The organism is Streptomyces sp. 3214.6 (assembly GCF_900129855.1).
GTDB classification, from domain to species: Bacteria; Actinomycetota; Actinomycetes; order Streptomycetales; family Streptomycetaceae; genus Streptomyces; species Streptomyces soliscabiei.
Genome location: NZ_LT670819.1, coordinates 5,051,628 through 5,070,890 on the forward strand (window position 1 = coordinate 5,051,628; position 19,263 = coordinate 5,070,890).

At 68.9% G+C, this 19,263-nt stretch carries 17 protein-coding genes; 8 read left to right on the forward strand and 9 right to left on the reverse strand.

All coding sequences use genetic code 11. From position 1 onward, the window contains the following. Window positions 1-6: 6 nt before the first annotated feature. The 5 genes from B5557_RS22720 to B5557_RS22740 all read right to left on the reverse strand — a co-directional run bounded on the left by B5557_RS22720 (window position 7) and on the right by B5557_RS22740 (window position 3,745). Window positions 7-489 (reverse strand): NUDIX domain-containing protein, encoded by a 483-nt coding sequence (locus tag B5557_RS22720; RefSeq protein ID WP_079661202.1) that lies wholly within the window; start codon window positions 487-489, stop codon window positions 7-9. A gap of 89 nt (window positions 490-578) precedes the next feature. Then, window positions 579-1,484 (reverse strand): LysR family transcriptional regulator, encoded by a 906-nt coding sequence (locus B5557_RS22725; RefSeq protein ID WP_079661203.1) that lies wholly within the window; start codon window positions 1,482-1,484, stop codon window positions 579-581. A 230-nt stretch (window positions 1,485-1,714) separates the two neighbouring features. Then, window positions 1,715-2,872: a cystathionine gamma-lyase gene (locus B5557_RS22730; RefSeq protein WP_079661204.1), complete on the reverse strand. Its 1,158-nt coding sequence runs from the start codon at window positions 2,870-2,872 to the stop codon at window positions 1,715-1,717. After that, entirely contained in the window at window positions 2,869-3,360 is a 492-nt protein-coding gene (locus B5557_RS22735; RefSeq protein WP_079661205.1) for a low molecular weight protein-tyrosine-phosphatase, read from the reverse strand. The genes B5557_RS22730 and B5557_RS22735 overlap by 4 nt, the downstream gene beginning before the upstream one ends. A 7-nt stretch (window positions 3,361-3,367) precedes the next feature. Continuing rightward, a complete protein-coding gene (locus B5557_RS22740) occupies window positions 3,368-3,745 on the reverse strand; it encodes a phage holin family protein (protein WP_079661206.1) in 378 nt (125 codons plus the stop codon). A 58-nt stretch (window positions 3,746-3,803) separates the two neighbouring features. Here B5557_RS22740 and B5557_RS22745 point away from each other — a divergent pair, with 58 nt between their 5' ends. From B5557_RS22745 to B5557_RS22760, 4 genes are all read left to right on the forward strand, one after another. After that, a complete protein-coding gene (locus B5557_RS22745; RefSeq protein ID WP_079661207.1) occupies window positions 3,804-4,121 on the forward strand; it encodes a cupin domain-containing protein in 318 nt (105 codons plus the stop codon). Between the two features lie 182 nt (window positions 4,122-4,303). Further along, window positions 4,304-4,516, forward strand: a complete 213-nt coding sequence (locus B5557_RS22750) for a DUF5326 family protein (RefSeq protein WP_079661208.1) — start codon at window positions 4,304-4,306, stop codon at window positions 4,514-4,516. A gap of 199 nt (window positions 4,517-4,715) precedes the next feature. Beyond that, the gene (locus B5557_RS22755; protein ID WP_443031267.1) at window positions 4,716-5,582 is read left to right on the forward strand and encodes an IclR family transcriptional regulator; all 867 of its coding nucleotides are present in this window, start codon (window positions 4,716-4,718) and stop codon (window positions 5,580-5,582) included. A gap of 100 nt (window positions 5,583-5,682) precedes the next feature. After that, entirely contained in the window at window positions 5,683-6,129 is a 447-nt protein-coding gene (locus B5557_RS22760) for an SsgA family sporulation/cell division regulator (RefSeq protein WP_079661209.1), read from the forward strand. A gap of 140 nt (window positions 6,130-6,269) precedes the next feature. Here the strand turns inward: B5557_RS22760 and B5557_RS22765 are convergent, their stop codons facing one another. Next, a complete protein-coding gene (locus tag B5557_RS22765) occupies window positions 6,270-7,529 on the reverse strand; it encodes a YibE/F family protein (protein ID WP_443031268.1) in 1,260 nt (419 codons plus the stop codon). Window positions 7,530-8,547: 1,018 nt separating this feature from the next. Here B5557_RS22765 and thiC point away from each other — a divergent pair. Beyond that, a complete protein-coding gene (gene thiC, locus B5557_RS22770) occupies window positions 8,548-10,374 on the forward strand; it encodes a phosphomethylpyrimidine synthase ThiC (RefSeq protein ID WP_079661210.1) in 1,827 nt (608 codons plus the stop codon). A gap of 149 nt (window positions 10,375-10,523) precedes the next feature. Here thiC and B5557_RS22775 read toward each other — a convergent pair whose 3' ends face one another. The 3 genes from B5557_RS22775 to B5557_RS22785 all read right to left on the reverse strand — a co-directional run bounded on the left by B5557_RS22775 (window position 10,524) and on the right by B5557_RS22785 (window position 14,884). Beyond that, window positions 10,524-11,399, reverse strand: coding sequence for a hypothetical protein (locus tag B5557_RS22775; RefSeq protein ID WP_079661211.1), 876 nt, complete (start codon window positions 11,397-11,399; stop codon window positions 10,524-10,526). A gap of 192 nt (window positions 11,400-11,591) precedes the next feature. Next, window positions 11,592-12,677 (reverse strand): metallophosphoesterase, encoded by a 1,086-nt coding sequence (locus B5557_RS22780; protein WP_079661212.1) that lies wholly within the window; start codon window positions 12,675-12,677, stop codon window positions 11,592-11,594. A gap of 1,094 nt (window positions 12,678-13,771) precedes the next feature. Then, a complete protein-coding gene (locus B5557_RS22785) occupies window positions 13,772-14,884 on the reverse strand; it encodes a LacI family DNA-binding transcriptional regulator (RefSeq protein WP_079661213.1) in 1,113 nt (370 codons plus the stop codon). A 545-nt stretch (window positions 14,885-15,429) separates the two neighbouring features. Here B5557_RS22785 and hisC point away from each other — a divergent pair. From hisC to cydB, 3 genes are all read left to right on the forward strand, one after another. Beyond that, window positions 15,430-16,509, forward strand: coding sequence for a histidinol-phosphate transaminase (gene hisC, locus B5557_RS22790; RefSeq protein WP_079661214.1), 1,080 nt, complete (start codon window positions 15,430-15,432; stop codon window positions 16,507-16,509). A gap of 168 nt (window positions 16,510-16,677) precedes the next feature. Beyond that, window positions 16,678-18,186: a cytochrome ubiquinol oxidase subunit I gene (locus B5557_RS22795; protein WP_079661215.1), complete on the forward strand. Its 1,509-nt coding sequence runs from the start codon at window positions 16,678-16,680 to the stop codon at window positions 18,184-18,186. A gap of 20 nt (window positions 18,187-18,206) precedes the next feature. Continuing rightward, entirely contained in the window at window positions 18,207-19,211 is a 1,005-nt protein-coding gene (cydB, locus tag B5557_RS22800; protein ID WP_079661216.1) for a cytochrome d ubiquinol oxidase subunit II, read from the forward strand. The last annotated feature ends 52 nt before the right edge of the window (window positions 19,212-19,263 follow it).

Here is a 19,263-nt window from a genome sequence, read left to right on the forward strand (position 1 = left end):
CTGTGGTCAGCCGAGGTCGGGAGCGTGCATGGCGCGGACGCCCTCGATGTTGCCGTCGAGATAGTGCCGCAGGGACAGCGGCACGAGATGGACGGAGGCGATTCCGACGCGGGTGAACGGTACGCGGACGATCTCGTACTCGCCGGCGGGCTCCTCGATCTCGGGGCCGTGCCGCTGGGACGGGTCCATGGACTCCAGGTGGCAGACGAAGAAGTGCTGCACTTTGACGCCGGTCGCGCCGCCGTCGTCGCCGATGTGCTCCACGGTGTCGACGAAGCAGGGCACGACGTCGGTGATCTTGGCGCCGAGTTCCTCGTGAACCTCACGGTGCAAGGCGTCCACGACGGTTGCGTCATCGGGCTCGACCCCGCCACCGGGCGTGACCCAGTAGGGATCCACACCGGGCTTGGTGCGCTTGATCAGGATCAGGTTGTCGCCGTCCAGCAGAACGGCTCGTGCGGTGCGCTTGACCACGGGTCGGACGGTCATGGGAGAAATGTGGCCCGGCTGGTTCCACGTGAAACATCGCGAAACGTCACCGGGCGGGCTCATGCCGTGACCTCCTACCGGGAGTCGGCTCAGCACCACTCGGCGGCTGCCTCCAGCAACCACGCGTGGGCCCGTGCGACATGCGGCATCGCCAGCGTTCCGGTGCGCACCACCAGGACGTACGTCCGTAGCGGCGGCACCGTCGGCTCGTGCAGCGCTACGACGTCACCACGTTCGAGAGCGGCCGCACACAGATAGCGGGGCAGAACGGCCAGGCCGGCGCCCGCAACCGTGCAGGCGAGCACCGCGCGCAGGTCGGGCACGATGACGGTGCCCGAGGCAGCGGGGCGGGAGTCGAAGACGGAGGCCCAGTAGCGGGAGACGAGAGGCAGCGACTCGTGGACCTCGACGACAGGGAGGTTCTCCAGCGCGGACGCGCCCTTGCGGCGCACCTGCCCCGCGTCGATCCGTTCGTCCCACTGCGGGGCGGCGACCAGGACATGCTCCTCGTCGCACAGCAGGGTGGCCGTGAGCAGCGCTCCGCGCGGCCGAGCCGTGCTGATGGCCAGGTCGTGGCGTCCGGCCGCCAGGCCCTCCAGGACATCTTCCGCGTTTCCGAAGGAGGCGCGCAGGGCGAACCCCTGTCCGTCGGCGCCGGACAGCTCGGTGAGCGCGGGAAGAGCCCGTTCGGCGGTGAACTCGAGAGGACCGGCGAGGTGCAGCGTCCGTAAGGCGGATTCGTCGTCGAGGCCGGTCTCGGCGATCTCGACGAGGGCGTCGAGGTGGGGGGCGGCCTTGTGGGCGAGCTCGTCCCCGATGCTCGTCGGCGTCACCCCGCGGGCCTGGCGCAGGAACAGGGGGCGGCCGAGCTGCCGCTCCAGCGTGCGAATCTGGGAGGTGACGGCCGGCTGGGACAGACCCAGCAGAGCGGCGGCGCGGGTGAAGGAGCCGGCCCGGTGCACGGTCACGAAGGTGCGGAGCAAGGCCAGATCCATGGAGTGTCCTCCCCCTTCCCAGCTCTTTTCTCCGGCTCCGAGGCAGGGCCCAACTATAAATAAGTCGATAGGTCTGTGTCGCTCCAGTGATTGGACACTGACACAGAGTCAATTAGCCTTGTTCGCGCGGTTCTTCGCGCGCGGAACCGGGGACGGTCCGAGCCACGAGGGGGGAGGCTCGGACCGTCCGTTGTGCTGAGCGGGACTGCGTAGGGGCGCGCGTAAGCGGGTCACCGCGCCGACTCCGCCAGCGCGCGCAGCACATCCGCCACCAGGTCCTCGGGGTCCTCGGCGCCGACGGAGAGCCGGATGAAGCCCTCCGGCACCGCGTCCCCGCCCCAGCGCCCGCGCCGCTCCGCGGTGGAGCGCACCCCGCCGAAGCTGGTCGCGTCGTCCACGAGGCGCAGCGCCTCAAGGAAACGCTCGGCACGCGCGCGCGTGGGCAGCGTGAAGGAGACCACGCACCCATAGCGCCGCATCTGCTGCGAGGCGACCTTGTGGGAGAGATCGTCGGGCAGACCCGGGTACCTCAGGGCGCTCACCCCGGGCCTCCCCCGCAGCGCCTCGGCCACGGCCAGGGCGGCGGCGCTCTGCCGGTCGACACGCAACTGCAGCGTGGCGATCGACCGATGGGCCAGCCAGGCCTCCATGGGCCCGGGGATGGCCCCGACGATCTTCCGCCAACGCCGTACGGCCGTCATCGGCTCGCCGGGCCGGCCGGTGACGTAGCCGAGCAGGACGTCGCCGTGGCCCGTGAGCTGCTTGGTGCCGCTGGCCACCGAGAAGTCGGCGCCGAGTTCCAGCGGACGCTGCCCGAGCGGCGTGGCGAGGGTGTTGTCCACGGCCACGAGCGCACCACGCGCGTGTGCCGCCTCGACGAGCCGCCGGATGTCGCACACGTCGAGCCCGGGGTTCGACGGTGACTCGATCCACAGCAGCTTCGCGCCGTCCAGGACGTGGAGCTGGGCGTCGTCGCCGGTCGGGGCGGTACGCACCTCGATGCCGTACGCCTCCAACTGCGCCCGCACCAGGGGCAGTACCTGGTAGCCGTCGGCAGGCAGCACGACGGTGTCCCCGGCCCGCAGCTGGGAGAAGAGCACCGACGAGATCGCGGCCATGCCGGAGGCGAAGACGAGCGTCTCGACGCCGTCCTGCCCCGGCGCCTCGAGCTCGCCGATGGCGCGCTCCAGATGGGTCCAGGTCGGGTTCTCGTCACGGCCGTAGGTGTACGGGCCCGTGGGCTCGCCGGGCAGGTGGAAGTGCGCCGCGAACACCGGGCCGGGAAGGGTCGGCTCGTACTTCACCGGCTCGGGCAGCCCGGCCCGCACCGCGCGCGTACCCTCGCCGTCGCCTCCCTCAGGCCCTCCCTTCGGAGCGGAATCGTTCATGCCATCTGTCCTTCCACGTCGGCATGCACCGCGGCGAGCAGACCGGCGCTCGCCTCCTCCACCATCTCAAGGCACTCCTCGAAACTGTCCCGGCCCCCGTAGTAAGGGTCGGGGACGTCGAGATCGTCGCAGGCCGCGGGGTCGAAAGAGCGCAGCAGCCGTACCTTCGCCGCGTCCTCCTCGGTGGGTGCGAGGAGCCGCAGGGCCTTGAGATGGCTCGAGTCCAGCGCGATCACGAGGTCGAGGCGGGCGAACCAGGCCGGCTCGAACCGTCGAGCCGTGTGATCGAGGGCATATCCGCGCTGCTCCAGAAGGGACAGGGTGCGCGGATCGGCGTTCTCGCCCTCGTGCCAGTCGCCCGTGCCGGCACTGTCGACCTCGACCAGTCCGTCGAGGCCCGCGTCCGCCACGCGCGCGCGGAAGACCGACTCGGCCATCGGCGAACGGCAGATGTTGCCGGTACACACGAAACAGACACGGTAGGTCATCGCGGACTCATTCCCCGTCGGGCAGGACGACGTTGAGCGCCCAGGAGACGACGGAGATGATCAGACCGCCCAGGACCGCCGTCCAGAAGCCCTCCACATGGAAACTGACGTCGAGCTTGTCGGCCAGCCACGAGGTCAGCAGCAACATCAAGGCGTTGACCACCAGGGTGATCAGACCGAGCGTGAGGATGAACAGGGGAAAGGTCAGCACCTTCACGACCGGCTTGACCAGGAAGTTCACCAGGCCGAAGAGCAGTGCGACGACGATGAGGGTGCCGATCTTCTTGCCCGTGCTGTCACCGGTCAGAGTGATCTTGTCGAGCAGCCAGACGGCGACCGCCAGGGCGCCCGCGTTGGCGATCGTCTTGACTACGAAATTCTTCATGTGTCTGATCGTGGCAGAGAGATCGCAAACGAGCACTGGACGAGGGCGGACAAGGTCGATGAAGGCATTCCGGTTGGATGAACTGGAGGCGGAGCGAGCCGCCAACGACGGCGCCTACCTGCAGTTTCTGCGTGAGCGGAACATGTCCGTCGGGTTGTACGCGCTCGATGCCGGCACGCATGATCCACAGAACCCGCACAACCAGGACGAGGTGTACTTCGTCGTGAGCGGGCGCGCCTCGATCACCGTCGGCATGGAGACCACACAGGTCGCACGCGGCAGTGTGGTGTACGTCCCGGCGGGTGTCGCCCACAAGTTCCATCACATCAGTGAGGATCTCCGGGTCCTGGTGGTGTTCTCGCCGCCCGAGGGCTGAGCGTCTCCGCCTCGCAGCCGATCCATGGCCTCGGGGTTCCCTAGGGGATCGGTCAGGGGAGGACAAGGGACGCGACGCCCCCGTAGGCACCCTCTTCGGATCTAGCATCGACGGCAGGACATCGAAAGGATCCGGCCCGACAGGGTGCCGGACATCGACCGAAGAGGATGAGGACAAGGGCGATGCGAGAGATCTTCGCGGGACTGCCGTGGTGGGTGAAGTGGGTTGCGGTGCCGGTCATCGCGCTGGTCGTGTTCGGCGGGCTGATAGCCAGCGTCGTCGGGTTCGTGATCGGCCTGCTCTTCAAGCTGCTGGTCTTCGTGGCGCTGGTCGGCGGACTCATCTACGTCGTACGGAAGTTCATGTCGAGTTCGTCGTCGCGAAGCGACTGGTGAGCGGTCCGGGAGGCCGGTGATCGGTAACAGGAATCACCGGTTCCCTCGGCCGGGGGAAGTTTTCCTGACAGCCCGTCTGCAAGCGGTGGCGGACGGTTAAAGTCCGGAATTCGACGCGGGGACGACCCCCGCGAGCGGCGTACACCCCCCTCCCGTGTTCCCCCGCACGGACCGCCCCCTCGCGCTTCGGGAGTGACCCTTGGCCATGGTTGACACCGCATCCGCACAGCCGTACGCGCCCCCCGCCCGTCCGCTTTCCTCCACACCCCCACTTCAACGCCCGCCGAGCCCCGGCGGCGGCGCCGAACATCCCCACCCCGCGGCCACCCTGATCGGCTCCGTCCAGCGTGCGATGCGCTTGCTGGAGACCGTCGCCGAGCACCAGTACGGGGCTCCGGCCAAGCAGCTCGCCCGGGAGACCGGCCTCGCGCTGCCCACGGCATACCACCTCCTGCGCACCCTCGTGCATGAGGGCTATCTGCGCCGGGACAAGGGGCTGTTCTTCCTCGGCGAGGCAGCCGAGCGGCTCGGCAGCAGCGGGGCGGCGCAGAAACGTCGCAGCACGGTCGCCGACACCCTCGCCCAATGGCGCGATTCGATCGGTGTCCCCGTGTACTACGCGCGATACCGCAACGGCGAGATCGAGATCATGTGCGTCTCCGACACCCCGGGCAACCCGGCGGTGGAGGAATGGGCCGACTTCCGCGAGACCGGACACGCGCATGCCATCGGCCAGTGCCTGCTCTCCCAACTGGACGAGGACGCGCGCCGCGACCACCTGGACCGCTACCCGGCCCGGTCGATCACCCCGTACACCGTGCGTGACGACCACACCCTTCTGCGGCGTCTGGAACGGACGCGGCGCATGGAACCGGTCGTCGAACGGCAGGAGTACGCGCTGGGCACGGTGTGCGCCGCGATCCCGATCACCGTGGGCGCCACGGCGGCGACGATGGCGATCTCTCTCCCCTCCCATCACGCCGACCGCCTGCTCCCGGCGGCGCGGCAACTGCAGAGCGAGGTCGGACGGTCGCTGGGGTCAATCGCGATCTCTATCAGTATCTGAAAACTCACTCCTTGTGATCTGTTGTGTACGTTCAGCAAGATGCGGTGCAGTGTCAGGGGTTGAATACCGGCCATTCGACAGCAAATGACGGGGTAACGCGATGCGCGAGTCCGTACAGGCAGTACAGGCAGAGGTCATGATGAGCTTCCTCGTCTCCGAGGAACTCTCGTTCCGCATCCCGGTGGAGCTGGGTTACGAGTCGTGCGATCCCTATGCCGTGCGACTCACCTTCCATTTGCCCGGTGACGCCCCGGTGACCTGGGCCTTCGGGCGTGAGCTGCTCATCGACGGGGTGGGCCGAGCGTGTGGCGAAGGGGACGTCCGTGTCTCGCCCGTCGATCCCGACGTGCTGGGAGAGGTTCTGATCCGGCTTCAGGTCGGGGGTGACCAGGCGTTGTTCCGCTCCTCGGCGGCTCCCCTCGTTGCGTTTCTCGACCGCACCGACAAGCTGGTACCGCTGGGTCAGGAGGGTGCACTTGCCGATTTCGACGCGCATCTGGACGAAGCGCTGGACCGGATCCTGGCCGAGGAGCAGAGTGCCGGCTGACGCGTCGGCGGCACGGGGGTGACGGTGCACTTCGTCATGGGTGGGGCCGTGCAGGAACGCTTCTTCTCGGGGCGGTGAAGAAAGTGGTGCGCCCGCCCGAGAGCCGGCCAGTGCGGTTCGGCTTCCGGGTGCCGGTCGGCTCAGCGTTTGCGTCGCCTGCCTCGGCCGCCACGGCCCTGGGCGGGACCCGCGGCCGTCGCTCCTGCCGTAACCTCCGTGGCCGCCGGAGACGTCTCCGGGGCCGGGGCGGGGGCCGTCGCGGTGCCCGGACGGTCGGCGGAGACCACGAGGGCGGCCAGGGCCGTCGTGACGGGCACGGAGGCGACCAGGCCGATCGACCCCACCAGCGTGCGCACGATCTCTTCGGCGACCAACTCACTGTTGGCGACGCCGCCCACACTGCTCTGGGCGATCGAGAAGAGCAGCAGCAGCGGCAGCGCGGCACCGGCGTAGGCGAGGACGAGCGTGTTCACCACGGACGCGATGTGGTCGCGGCCGATGCGGATGCCTGCCCGGTACAGCCCGCGCCAGCCCATCGACGGGTTCGCCTCGTGCAGCTCCCAGACCGCCGACGTCTGGGTGACCGTCACATCGTCGAGGACACCGAGCGAGCCGATGATGATGCCGGCGAGCAGCAGACCACTCATGTCGATCGACGGGTACAGCCCGTGGATCAGGCCCGTGTTGTCGTCCGTGTTGCCCGTCAACGCGGCCCAGTCGATGAACAGCGAACCCAGGATGCCGATCAGCAGCAGCGAGATGAGCGTGCCGAGCACCGCGACCGAGGTGCGGGCCGAGAGACCATGACACAGATATAGCGCGATCAGCATGATGGCGCTCGCCCCCACCACCGCCACGACCAACGGGTTCGAGCCTTGCAGGATCGCGGGCAGGACGAAGAAGTTCAGCAGCAGGAAGCTGATGGCCAGTGCGACCAGCGCCATGACGCCCCGAAGCCGCCCGACGACCACGACGGCGACCGCGAAGATGAGGGCGAGCACGGTCATAGGGACGCGGCGGTTCACGTCGGTGACCGAGTACTGCAGGTCCTTCGGCGCGGAGGGCTCGTAGGCGACCACGACCTTCTCGCCCTGTTCCAACTGCCGTGACTGGTCCGGCTGGACGATCTCGGTGAACGTCCGGCCCTTGTCGTTGCCGGTGTCCACACGGATCGTGGCCTTCTTGCAGGTTCCGCTCGCCTGCTGCTGTGCGGAGGATCCCTCGGCCGTGGAGGTGTCGCCGGTCGGCGTCTCGCTCGAGGCGTTCACCGACGCGCAGCTCACGCTCACGACCTTGGTGACCGTGGCCTGCTGGGTCTGCCGGTCGAAGCCGACTCCCGTGCGCTCGTGCGCCGGCGCGCCACCGGGCCACAGCACCACGAGCCCGACCACCACGGCCACGGCGAACGGGATGAGGATGGCCGCGATGACCTTGCGCAGGTGCTGGGAGACGGGGGCCGCAGGGCCATGGCTGTGGCTGTGCCCGTGACCACCCCCGGAACCGTGGCCGTGCCCATCGCCGGACCCCCCGCGGCCGTGCCCGTGTCCCCCGTGCCTGTGCCCGTGCTCGTCGCCCGGGCCACGTTCCTGGCCGTCACCAGGTCCCGCGCCAGGTCCCGCGCCTAGTCCCGCGCCAGGTCCCTCGCCAGAGCCGTGCCTGGTGCCGTTTCCGGGGCCGTTCCCGGGGTCGCCGCCATAACCATGGTCGGGATTCTGCGCATGACCGTGCTCGCCGCGCCCACGCCCGTATCCGTACTCGGGGCCAGTGCCGGCGCTGGCCCCGTAGCCCGGGCCGACGCCGGTGTCCGCATCGGCACCGTCGAGACGGCCGTATCCAGGACCGTATCCAGGTTCGTAGCCGTACCCTCGTCCGTTGCCGCCTCCCGCCTGGTTCCCCGGCGCGGAGGCTCCGCCGGGCTCCTGCGCCCGGCCTCTGGGGGTTCCACCACGCCCCAGCCGACCCAGTCCACCGGCGTACCCCGGTCCGTGATCGGGGCTCTGCCCGTGATCACGCCCGCCATCGTGACCGCTGTGGACATCTCGGTCGTTCCCGGGGCCGCTCCCGGAGCCGCTGCCAGGAGCGGGGCCACTGGCGGCGCCGTTTCCGGAGCCCGGCCGGCGAGGCGGCTCGGGGGGCGGGTACGGGGGCTGGTGTGTCGTGGTCACCGACCGATCATCGCAAGAACGACGGGGGCCCTCTGTTCACCGCGCCCGAATTGACGCTAGCGTGGAGGCACCTTTGCACACGCGGGAGCTCGGAGCACCGGGCTGAGAGGGCGCTGACCTCCGTCTTAGCGATGTTTCACGTGGAACGTCTCTCGATTCGAGTGATGTTTCACAGGAAACGTCGGCAGGCGGTAGCCGCTGCGTCGACCGCCGAACCTGTTACCGGGTAATGCCGGCGTAGGGAGTAGGTCTCATGACCAACAAGGACGCGCGCACGCCTGCCTTCACGCAGAACGCGACCAGCGAAAACGAGGTCGACGCGAACACCGTGGAGGCCAGGAAGTCCATCGGCTGGCACAAGGGCTACGTCGAGGGCACTCGCCCCGACCTGCGGGTGCCGGTCCGTCAGGTGCACCTCACCAACGGGCAGTCGGTCACGCTGTACGACACCTCTGGTCCGTACACCGATCCGCTCGCCGACACCGATGTGCGCAGGGGGCTGTTGCCGCTGCGCGAGAACTGGATCATCGCCCGGGGGGACACCGAAGAGTACGCGGGCCGGCCGGTCCGTCCCGAGGACGACGGCCTCAAGCACACGTCGCCGCGCGGCGGTCTGCGCAACCTCGACGCGGTCTTCCCCGGGCGGCCGCGCCTGCCGCGCCGCAGCAGGGACGGCGCGGCGGTCACCCAACTCGCGTATGCGCGCCGGGGGGAGATCACGCCCGAGATGGAGTTCGTGGCCATCAGGGAGAACGTTTCTCCGGAGGTCGTCCGCGAGGAGATCGCGGCGGGCCGCGCGGTGTTGCCGGCCAACGTCAACCACCCGGAGATCGAGCCGATGATCATCGGCAAGCGGTTCCTGGTGAAGGTCAACGCCAACATCGGCAACTCGGCGGTGACGTCCTCCATCGAGGAGGAGGTCGAGAAGATGACCTGGGCGACCCGCTGGGGCGCCGACACGGTCATGGACCTGTCCACCGGCCGGAACATCCACACCACCCGCGAGTGGGTGCTGCGCAACTCCCCCGTCCCGATCGGCACGGTTCCGCTCTACCAGGCGTTGGAGAAGGTGGACGGCCGGGCCGAGGAGCTCACCTGGGAGATCTACAAGGACACGGTCATCGAACAGGCCGAGCAGGGTGTGGACTACATGACGGTCCACGCCGGCGTCCGCCTCCCGTACGTCCCGCTCACCGCCAACCGGAAGACCGGCATCGTCTCGCGCGGCGGCTCGATCATGGCGGCCTGGTGCCTCGCGCACCACAAGGAGTCGTTCCTCTACGAGAACTTCGAGGAACTCTGCGAGATCCTCGCCGCCTACGACGTCACGTACTCGCTGGGCGACGGGCTGCGGCCGGGTTCCATCGCGGACGCCAACGACGAGGCGCAGTTCGCCGAGCTGAGGACGCTCGGGGAACTCAACCGGATCGCGAAGCGTTTCCATGTACAGACGATGATCGAGGGCCCGGGACATGTCCCGATGCACAAGATCAAGGAGAACATCGACCTTCAGCAGGAGATCTGTGATGAAGCTCCGTTCTATACGCTCGGCCCGCTGACGACGGACGTCGCGCCGGCGTACGACCACATCACCTCCGGCATCGGTGCCGCGATGATCGCCTGGTGGGGCACGGCCATGCTCTGCTATGTCACGCCCAAGGAACACCTGGGCCTGCCCAACCGTGACGACGTCAAGACCGGCGTCATCACCTACAAGATCGCCGCCCACGCAGCCGACCTCGCCAAGGGGCACCCCGGTGCACAGGAATGGGACGACGCGCTGTCCGACGCCCGCTTCGAGTTCCGCTGGGAGGACCAGTTCAACCTCGCCCTCGACCCGGACACGGCACGGGAGTTCCACGATGAGACGCTTCCGGCCGAGCCGGCGAAGACGGCCCACTTCTGCTCCATGTGCGGGCCGAAGTTCTGCTCGATGAAGATCAGTCAGAGCATCACCGAGCGGTTCGGCGGTGGGGCGGCCGACGGTGCCTCGGCGGAGGAGATCGCCGAGGGGATGCTGGAGAAGTCGAAGGAGTTCGCGGCGAGCGGCAACCGGGTCTATCTGCCGCTGGCCGACTGACAGACCATCTGCCTGCCTGCCTGCCTGCCTGCCTGCCTGCCTGCCTGCCTGCCTGCCTGCCTGCCTGCCTGCCTGCCTGCCTGCCTGCCTGCACGGCGTACGGCTTGCGCTCCCCTCGGCAAGGGTCGGCGGGGGCGCAAGCCGAGTGCCTATTCCGGCCGATTCTCCGGGCCGCCGAAGTCCGGGCTCGTGTAGTCCGGGCTGCTGAAGCTCGGGCGGGGGCCCGTCGAACGGCCGTCGTCCGGGCTGGTGAAGCCCGGCCGGTCGTAGCCGATCTTCGGAAGGCGGCCCGTGACCGTGGGCGGGACCGGGTCGGTGTGCAGGGCGGTCGCCGCACCGGGGGCGGCGAGTGCCTCCCGGAGGAACGGCAGGATGCCGCGTTCCAGCAGGGCCTCCCGCCAGGCCTCCCTGGCCGCGGCGACCTCCTCGCTCAGCTCGCCGTACGGTTCGGCCTCCAGGGAGGGCCGGTTGCGCAGGGCGGCGAGCAGCAGCGCGACGGTGGCGACGAGGATCGCGGCCACGGCCACGGCACCGAACGCCCACCCGGCGGTGAGCATGGTCCTGGCGAACGCCTGGTCGGGGTCCAGCGCCCTGAGGAGATAGCCCACGAGCAGGAAGATCACCGCTGCGGTCCCGGCGAGAACGGGGGTGAGGACGGCGGCGACGGCGCCCGCCCCGGCGGCCTCGGCGGCCTGGGCCGCCTCCCCCATGGTGGTGGCGAGCCCCACCGCGGTCGCGCCCGGCTCGGCGGAGCCGGTCTCGGACGTGGACGACGGGGTGGACGGCGCGGGGTGGCGCAGTTCCTCGCGGACCTTTATGTAGTGCTGGTACTCGGACGCCGCGGCCACCGTGATGAGCGCGGAGGCGTTGAGCGCCATGGTGCGCAGCTGTTCTGGGTTGAGCCGCTGCCCCACAGCGGCCAGTTCCGGGTGGTGTGGTGCGGAGCGCAGCGCCTCGTCGAGGATCCGCTCGTACTCCTGGCGGTCCTCGCTGTGCAGGTGCTGCGGAACGCTGTTCATGTGCATCCCCCGATGCTCCGTAGGGCTTGGGGCTCGCATGCCAACGAGCCGTCGGGCAGAAACGGAGGGGAGCCTGCTACGGATAGACCGATGGTAGAGCGGCGACGGCATGAGGTGACAGGGGGTTTGCCGAAATTGGCCCCTGGCCTGCGGCGTCGCCGAGGTGTCCGAACGGGGCCCCGGCCGGCCCCGGAACGCTCAGATATTCAGGGGCAGTTGCTGGACCAGCAGTTTTCCGGCCATCGTCACGCCACCGTCCATCGCGATGGCCAGTCCGTCGGCGTAGACGTGCGGTCCTTCGACGTGCGGACCGCCGTTGTCCTCGCCGTCCTCGGAGCCGACTTCGCCCAGCAGATAGGGAATTGGGCTGTGGCCGTGAACGATGCGGGTGCCGCCGTACGTATCGAGCAGGGAGCGGACGGCGTCCGCGCCGCCCTCGTCGCGGAAGGAGAAGCGCTTGGTGAACTTGCGGAACAGATCCCACACCTCGTCCGCGTCGTTGCGCGTGATCGTCTCGCGGACGGTGTCGTTGACCGCCTCGATCGAGTCCCCGTAGTCGAGGTAGGCGGTGGTGTCGGAGTGGACGAGTAGGTGGCCGTCGACCTCCTCGACGGCGTCGAGGCGGGCCATCCACTGCAGGTGGTGGTCCTGGAGGCGGTCCATGTCGTACTTCTGGCCGCCGTTGAGCAGCCAGGCCGCCTGGAAGGTGGCGGTGCCCGCGCCGGAGTTGACGGGGGTGTCGCCGAAGCGTTTGGCGCCGAGCAGCAGCAGCTCGTGGTTGCCCATCAGGGCCTTGCAGTATCCGCCGGCCGCGGCGGCCTCGGCGGACAGGCGCATGACGAGGTCGATGACGCCGATGCCGTCCGGGCCGCGGTCGGTGAAGTCACCGAGGAACCACAGCCGGGCGGTGCCCGCGCACCAGTTGCCGGCGGCGTCGATCAGGCCCTTCTCCTGCAGTGCGGCCACCAGTTCGTCGAGGTAGCCGTGCACGTCGCCGACGACGAACAGCGGGCCCGGGCCGGTCGCGGGCAGCGGAGCCTGGACGGCCGCCGGGTCCACGGCCACCTGAAGGGTGTCGCCGCGACGGTTGATGACGGGCAGATCGCGCTGGGTGGGCGTGTAGCCCTCCGGATGCTCCAGCGGCTCCTCGAGGGGCGGCGCGGCGTTGCCGGGGTGCGCGCCGTGGCCGTACGGACCGGTCTCGTGGACGTACGCGGGCACCCGGAAGTCACGCAACGTCGCCGTCCGCTCCGCCTCGGGTCCCTGACCGGCCCCCTGAGTCATCAGACCCCTCCACCATCGCGCCGCATCTGCACTCTTCGGGCTGCCTGGTCGCAGCGGCCCGCGGTGCCGTGCGCCCATCATAGGAATGCGGATCGTGCCGTGTGATGACCCAGGGGTGGTGAATCGGAGCAAGGGACCTGTTCATCGCGGCTTTCGCCCCGATTGGGCCGGGCTTCGGAAGTCCCCACTCACCCGGCACTCACCGCGCCCACACCCGCACCCCACGCCCCGAGGGCGGCTCGGCCGCGTTGAGCGGCGGACCGTGTCGGCTGGGGGGAGTGTGATTCGGGAGGCGGGAGGGAGGGGGTTCGGGTGGGTGGGGTGGTGCCGGGAAGCCGGAATCCCGGCGGCTGGGTGAGGGCGTGTTTCGGTGGTGGCCGAGGTGAGGGCGAGTCCGCCGGGTGGGGCGCGGCGGCTTTCGCACCAGGCGATGCGGACGAGGCGGTGCGGCGGAGTGGATTCGGCGGAGTGGATTCGGCGGAGGGGACACGGCCGAGGGGATGCGGGCGAGGCGGTGTCGCCCATGGGTGGAGCATTTCTCCGGATCCGTGACGGTATCGGCCCATGTCGAAGCCCCTTCGGGGGCTGGGCAGGAAGGCGGTGGCCGCCTTTTCGCCGCCACTTGAGGCGGGGGCGCCCTGCCCCCGCCCTCGGTGCGTGCTGCCTCGAGCGCCTCGGAGATGGCGTCCCACCATGCGTGTAGCCGCGATCAAGCGCGGCGTCGCAGGTGGCGGGAGACGACCGACGCGGACGTCCCGGGCGACCGGGGGAGAGCCGGTCTACGGCGTTCCCTACGGCGGAGTCGAGTGGGAGGGACGCGGTGTCCGCCGGGGGGAGTGGGCACCCCGGACCTCTCGGAGAAGCGGCCGGACTCCGCCCGGAGCTCTCGGCTTCCGGGGAGAAGCCGGGGCCTCTCAGCCGCCCGGGAGGGCGTCGGCGTCCGCTAGCCGTCCGACGCCGCTGGAAACCGCCCGTACGTGCCTCTCGCCAACCTGTGTTGACGCGTACTCGCGGCCCCGGCCGCCCTGCCGCAAAACCGCCGCCCCCTCCCCACCCCACGTCGGTTCGTGGGCCAGGGAGGGGGCGGCGGTGGGTTACTTCTCTTCCGGTGCTCGGGGCGGGCTGACCGTTGTTCGTGGGGGGCGTCGCTGGGACGATGTCCGCACGATCAGTTCGGTCGGTATCACCTGCTCGACCGGTCGGTCCGACTCCACGCCCTCGATGGCGTCGATGAGGAGTTGGACGACCGCCGTGCCGATACGGCGCGGTTTCAGCGAGAGGGTGGTGACGGGCGGCTCGGTGTTGGCGTACACCGTGGACTCGCTGCAGCAGACGATCAGGAGGTCCTCCGGAACGCGCAGTCCGTAGCGGCGGGCGGCGGCGAGGAGGTCGGTGCCGTTGGGGTCGAACAGGCCGTAGACGGCGTCGGGGCGGTCGGGGCGGGCCAGCAGCCGATCGGCGGCCACGGCGCCCGCGCACGGGTCATGTGCGGGGTAGGCCTCGTAGACCGGGTCCTGGCCGACCCGCTCGCACCACCGCAGATACGCGCTGGTCGACAGGTGTGTGTACGTGTCCGTCGTGGTGCCGGTGAGGAGGCCGATGCGGCGGGCGCCGGCGTCGGCCAGGTGGTCGAGGATGTCGAGGACGGCGGCCTCGTGGTCGTTGTCCACCCAGGCGGTGACCGGGAGCGGGCCGGCCGGGCGGCCGTCGGAGACGACTGGTAAACCCTGCCGGACCAGCTCGCTGACCACCGGATCCTGGTCGGAGGGGTCGATGACGACCGTGCCGTCCAGGGCGACGTTCGACCACACGTCGTGGCGCGAGGTCGCGGGGAGGATGACGAGGGCGTAGCCGCGGGCGAGTGCGGCCGAGGTCGCGGCGCGCGCCATCTCCGCGAAGTACGCGAACTCGGTGAAGGTGAAAGGTTCATCCCCGTACGTGGTGACGGTCAGGCCGATGAGTCCTGACTTGCCGGTACGAAGGGTTCGGGCCGCCGCGGAGGGGCGGTAGCCCAGTCGGTCGGCGACCTCGCGGACATGGCGTCGGGTGGCGTCGGGGAGCCTGCCCTTGCCGTTGAGGGCGTCGGAGACGGTCGTGATGGAGACTCCGGCGGCGGCGGCCACGTCCCTGATGCCCGCCCGGCCCGGCCGGCTGCCTCGGCGTGAGGTTTCCGCGCGGCTCACCTGGTGCTTCCCTGCTGCTGTCATGGCGAGCCGATAGTAGGGCTCATTCGGTGGGGTAGGGCGGACGCATATGCACGCGTTGACAGGCACGTTTCTGCAAGGTCATAAAGGGTCAAGTGCATTAGAAATAAAGGTAGTTGAAGGTCCAAATGCCAGGACGTGACGTGTCGGCACGGATGAGCCTGCCAAGGCACCGATGTTTCGAAGAGGTCTCAACTCACCTGCACGAGGGATGCGCGCTACGGCGTGAGCCACCGGCGCATAGATATATGTACAGCGCGCCCCCTGGCGGGTACGCCTTCGTGCGCCTTCGTCCCCAGAAGTCACGGACGTCCGCCGTCGGTCGTTCGAGCACCTGCATCGGCGGCTCCTGTCCCGGCGTCGGCTGCGCGCCTCCCGCGTGGTTCCCGCTCGCCTCATGCTCGCCGCCTGCGCGGTTCCTGCTCGGCTCCCGTTCGGCTCCTGCGTTTCGGACCGAGGTTCCTCGTCGCCCACGCACTTCGCACCCGCGCCGAATCCTCATAAGGTGAGCAGTATTGAAGCCGGTGGTGGTCAAGAGGAGGACTGCGGTGAGCGAGACGAGCCCCAAGCTGCGCGCCGAGCTGGAGGGGATCCCCACCTACAAGCCGGGCAAGCCGGCCGCGGCCGGTGGTCCCGTTGCCTACAAGCTGTCCTCCAACGAGAACCCCTATCCGCCGCTGCCGGGTGTGATGGAGACCGTGACGGCCGCTGCCGCGTCCTTCAACCGCTACCCGGACCTGGCCTGTACGGCGCTGGTGAACGAACTCGCCGAGCGCTTCGGGGTCCCCACCTCCCACCTGGCCACGGGCACCGGTTCGGTCGGCGTCGCCCAGCAGCTCGTCCAGGCGACCGCGGGGCCGGGGGACGAGGTGATCTACGCCTGGCGGTCCTTCGAGGCGTACCCGATCATCACGCGGATCAGCGGCGCGACTCCCGTGCAGGTGCCGCTGACGGCGGGGGACGTGCACGACCTGGACGCGATGGCCGACGCGATCACCGACCGGACCCGGCTGATCTTCGTCTGCAACCCCAACAACCCCACGGGCACCGTCGTGAAGCGGGCCGAGCTGGAACGATTCCTCGACCGGGTGCCGCGTGATGTGCTGGTCGTGCTCGACGAGGCCTACCGGGAGTTCATCCGCGATCCCGAAGTGCCGGACGGCGTGGAGCTGTACCGGAACCGGCCCAACGTCTGTGTGCTGCGGACCTTCTCCAAGGCGTACGGCCTCGCGGGTCTGCGCGTCGGTTTCGCCATTGCCCACGAGCCGGTGGCGGAGGCGCTGCGCAAGACGGCGGTGCCGTTCGGCGTGAGTCAGCTGGCGCAGGAGGCCGCGATCGCCTCGCTGCGTGCCGAGGACGCGCTGCTCGGCCGGGTCGGGTCCCTGGTGTGCGAGCGCCTGCGCGTGGTCGAGGGGCTGCGCGGGCAGGGCTGGACGGTGCCCGAGACGCAGGCCAACTTCGTCTGGCTGCGGCTGGGCGAGCACACGGTGGCCTTCGCGGCGGCGTGCGAGCAGGCCGGCGTCGTGGTGCGGCCGTTCCCGGGCGAGGGCGTGCGGGTGACGATCGGCGAGAACGAGGCGAACGACATCTTCCTGAAGGTGGCGGAAGGGTTCCGCAAGGAGCTGTAGCTTGCACCTGTTTCGACGGGTCGCCGGCGTTCAGTGGCGTTCCGGGGGGTTTCCGCGAGTAGCGGGGACCCCCCTTCGCTTGTCGAAAATCGGTGCGTCATACTAGCTTGTGAATGTGAACGCTTTCACAAGCGTGATCCACAAGTCTGTGAGCAGAGGAGTGACGACGTGGACCTGGCTTTGGCGCCGGAGACACTGGCGCGCTGGCAGTTCGGCATCACCACCGTCTACCACTTCCTCTTCGTCCCCCTGACGATCTCTCTCGCGGCCCTCACCGCCGGGCTGCAGACCGCCTGGGTGCGCACGGAGAACGAGAAGTACCTCAGGGCGACGAAGTTCTGGGGCAAGCTCTTCCTGATCAACATCGCGATGGGGGTCGTCACCGGCATCGTGCAGGAGTTCCAGTTCGGCATGAACTGGTCCGACTACTCGCGCTTCGTCGGTGACGTCTTCGGCGCTCCGCTCGCCTTCGAGGCCCTGATCGCGTTCTTCTTCGAGTCCACCTTCATCGGTCTGTGGATCTTCGGCTGGGACAAGCTGCCGAAGAAGATCCATCTGGCCTGCATCTGGATGGTCTCGATCGGGACGATCCTGTCGGCGTACTTCATCCTCGCGGCCAACTCGTGGATGCAGCACCCGGTCGGCTACCGGATCAACAAGGAGAAGGGGCGGGCCGAGCTCACCGACATCTGGGCCGTGCTGACCCAGAACACCACGCTCGCCCAGGTCTTCCACACCATGTCCGCGGCCTTCCTCACCGGCGGCGCCTTCATGGTCGGAATCGCCGCCTTCCACCTGTACCGCAAGAGGCACATCCCGGTGATGAAGACCTCGCTGCGGCTCGGCCTGGTCACCGTGGTCATCGCCGGCCTGCTCACCGCCATCAGCGGCGACACCCTCGGCAAGGTCATGTTCAAGCAGCAGCCGATGAAGATGGCCGCCGCCGAGGCGCTGTGGGACGGCGAGGCACCCGCGCCCTTCTCGGTCTTCGCCTACGGCGACGTCGAGAAGGGGCACAACAAGGTCGCCATAGAGATCCCCGGCCTGCTGTCCTTCCTCGCGAACGACGACTTCACCTCGCACGTTCCCGGCATCAACGACGTCAACAAGGCCGAACAGGAGAAGTTCGGACCCGGTGACTACCGGCCCAACATCCCCGTCGCCTACTGGGGCTTCCGTTGGATGATCGGCTTCGGCATGTCGTCCTTCGCCATCGGCCTGGCCGGACTCTGGCTGACCCGCAAGAAGTTCCTGCTGCCCCAGCACCTGAGGGTCGGCGAGGACGAGGTGCCGCATGTGGTGCTCTTCAGGAACAAGGCGCTCAACCCCAAGCTCACCAAGCTCTACTGGCTGGCGACGATCTGGACCCTGGGCTTCCCGCTGATCGCCAACTCCTGGGGCTGGATCTTCACGGAGATGGGCCGCCAGCCCTGGGTGGTCTACGGCGTCCTGCAGACCCGCGACGCGGTCTCCCCCGGGGTCTCCCAGGGCGAGGTCCTCACCTCGATGATCGTCTTCACCACGCTGTACGCGATCCTCGCCGTCGTCGAGGTCAAGCTGCTGGCGAAGTACGTGAAGGCCGGCCCGCCCGAGCTCACCGAGGCCGACCTCAACCCGCCCACGAAGATCGGCGGCGACTCCCGTGACGCCGACAAGCCGATGGCCTTCTCCTACTAGGCCGAGGGAGCTGCACAGTCATGGAACTGCACGACGTCTGGTTCGTCCTGATCGCCGTCCTGTGGACCGGCTACTTCTTCCTGGAGGGCTTCGACTTCGGGGTCGGGATCCTCACCAAGCTGCTCGCCCGCAACCGGGTCGAGAAGCGGGTGCTGATCAACACCATCGGACCCGTCTGGGACGGCAACGAGGTGTGGCTGCTCACCGCGGGCGGCGCGACCTTCGCCGCTTTCCCCGAGTGGTACGCCACGCTCTTCTCCGGCTTCTACCTGCCCCTGCTGCTGATCCTGGTCTGTCTGATCGTGCGGGGCGTCGCCTTCGAGTACCGGGCGAAGCGGCCCGAGGAGAACTGGCAGCGCAACTGGGAGACCGCGATCTTCTGGACCTCGCTGCTGCCCGCGTTCCTGTGGGGCGTCGCCTTCGGCAACATCGTGGGAGGCGTCAAGCTCGACCAGAACTTCGAGTACGTGGGCGACGTCTGGGACCTGCTCAACCCGTACGCGCTGCTCGGCGGTCTGGTGACCCTGTCGCTGTTCACCTTCCACGGTGCGGTTTTCACGGCGCTCAAGACCGTCGGGGAGATCCGCGAACGGGCGCGGCAGCTGGCGCTGAAGGTGGGTCTTGTGACCGCCGTGTTCGCGTTGGTCTTCCTGCTGTGGACGCAGATCGACAGTGGTGACGCCAAGAGCCTGGTCGCGCTGGTCGTGGCGGTCGCCGCCCTGGTCGCGGCGCTCGTGGCGAACCAGGCGGGACGTGAGGGCTGGTCGTTCGCCCTCTCCGGCGTCACCATCGTGGCCGCCGTGGCGATGCTCTTCCTGACGCTCTTTCCGAACGTCATGCCGTCCACGCTCAACCCGGACTGGAGCCTGACGGTGACCAACGCCTCGTCGAGCCCGTACACCCTGAAGATCATGACCTGGTGCGCGGGGATCGCCACGCCGATCGTGCTGCTGTACCAGAGCTGGACGTACTGGGTGTTCCGCAAGCGCATCGGCACGCAGCACATCGCCGACGCCGCGCACTGAGTCCGATGTGGGGCATGTTTCACGTGAAACATGCTCTTTGAGGAGAGGGTGT

Excerpts from the sequence above, each read along its gene's own strand:
- B5557_RS22720 (WP_079661202.1), bottom strand. The coding sequence starts at position 489 with ATGACCGTCCGACCCGTGGTCAAGCGCACCGCACGAGCCGTTCTGCTG.
- B5557_RS22725 (WP_079661203.1), bottom strand. The coding sequence starts at position 1,484 with ATGGATCTGGCCTTGCTCCGCACCTTCGTGACCGTGCACCGGGCCGGC.
- B5557_RS22730 (WP_079661204.1), bottom strand. The coding sequence starts at position 2,872 with ATGAACGATTCCGCTCCGAAGGGAGGGCCTGAGGGAGGCGACGGCGAG.
- B5557_RS22735 (WP_079661205.1), bottom strand. The coding sequence starts at position 3,360 with ATGACCTACCGTGTCTGTTTCGTGTGTACCGGCAACATCTGCCGTTCG.
- B5557_RS22740 (WP_079661206.1), bottom strand. The coding sequence starts at position 3,745 with ATGAAGAATTTCGTAGTCAAGACGATCGCCAACGCGGGCGCCCTGGCG.
- B5557_RS22745 (WP_079661207.1), top strand. The coding sequence starts at position 3,804 with ATGAAGGCATTCCGGTTGGATGAACTGGAGGCGGAGCGAGCCGCCAAC.
- B5557_RS22750 (WP_079661208.1), top strand. The coding sequence starts at position 4,304 with ATGCGAGAGATCTTCGCGGGACTGCCGTGGTGGGTGAAGTGGGTTGCG.
- B5557_RS22760 (WP_079661209.1), top strand. The coding sequence starts at position 5,683 with ATGCGCGAGTCCGTACAGGCAGTACAGGCAGAGGTCATGATGAGCTTC.
- thiC (WP_079661210.1), top strand. The coding sequence starts at position 8,548 with ATGACCAACAAGGACGCGCGCACGCCTGCCTTCACGCAGAACGCGACC.
- B5557_RS22775 (WP_079661211.1), bottom strand. The coding sequence starts at position 11,399 with ATGCACATGAACAGCGTTCCGCAGCACCTGCACAGCGAGGACCGCCAG.
- B5557_RS22780 (WP_079661212.1), bottom strand. The coding sequence starts at position 12,677 with ATGACTCAGGGGGCCGGTCAGGGACCCGAGGCGGAGCGGACGGCGACG.
- B5557_RS22785 (WP_079661213.1), bottom strand. The coding sequence starts at position 14,884 with ATGACAGCAGCAGGGAAGCACCAGGTGAGCCGCGCGGAAACCTCACGC.
- cydB (WP_079661216.1), top strand. The coding sequence starts at position 18,207 with ATGGAACTGCACGACGTCTGGTTCGTCCTGATCGCCGTCCTGTGGACC.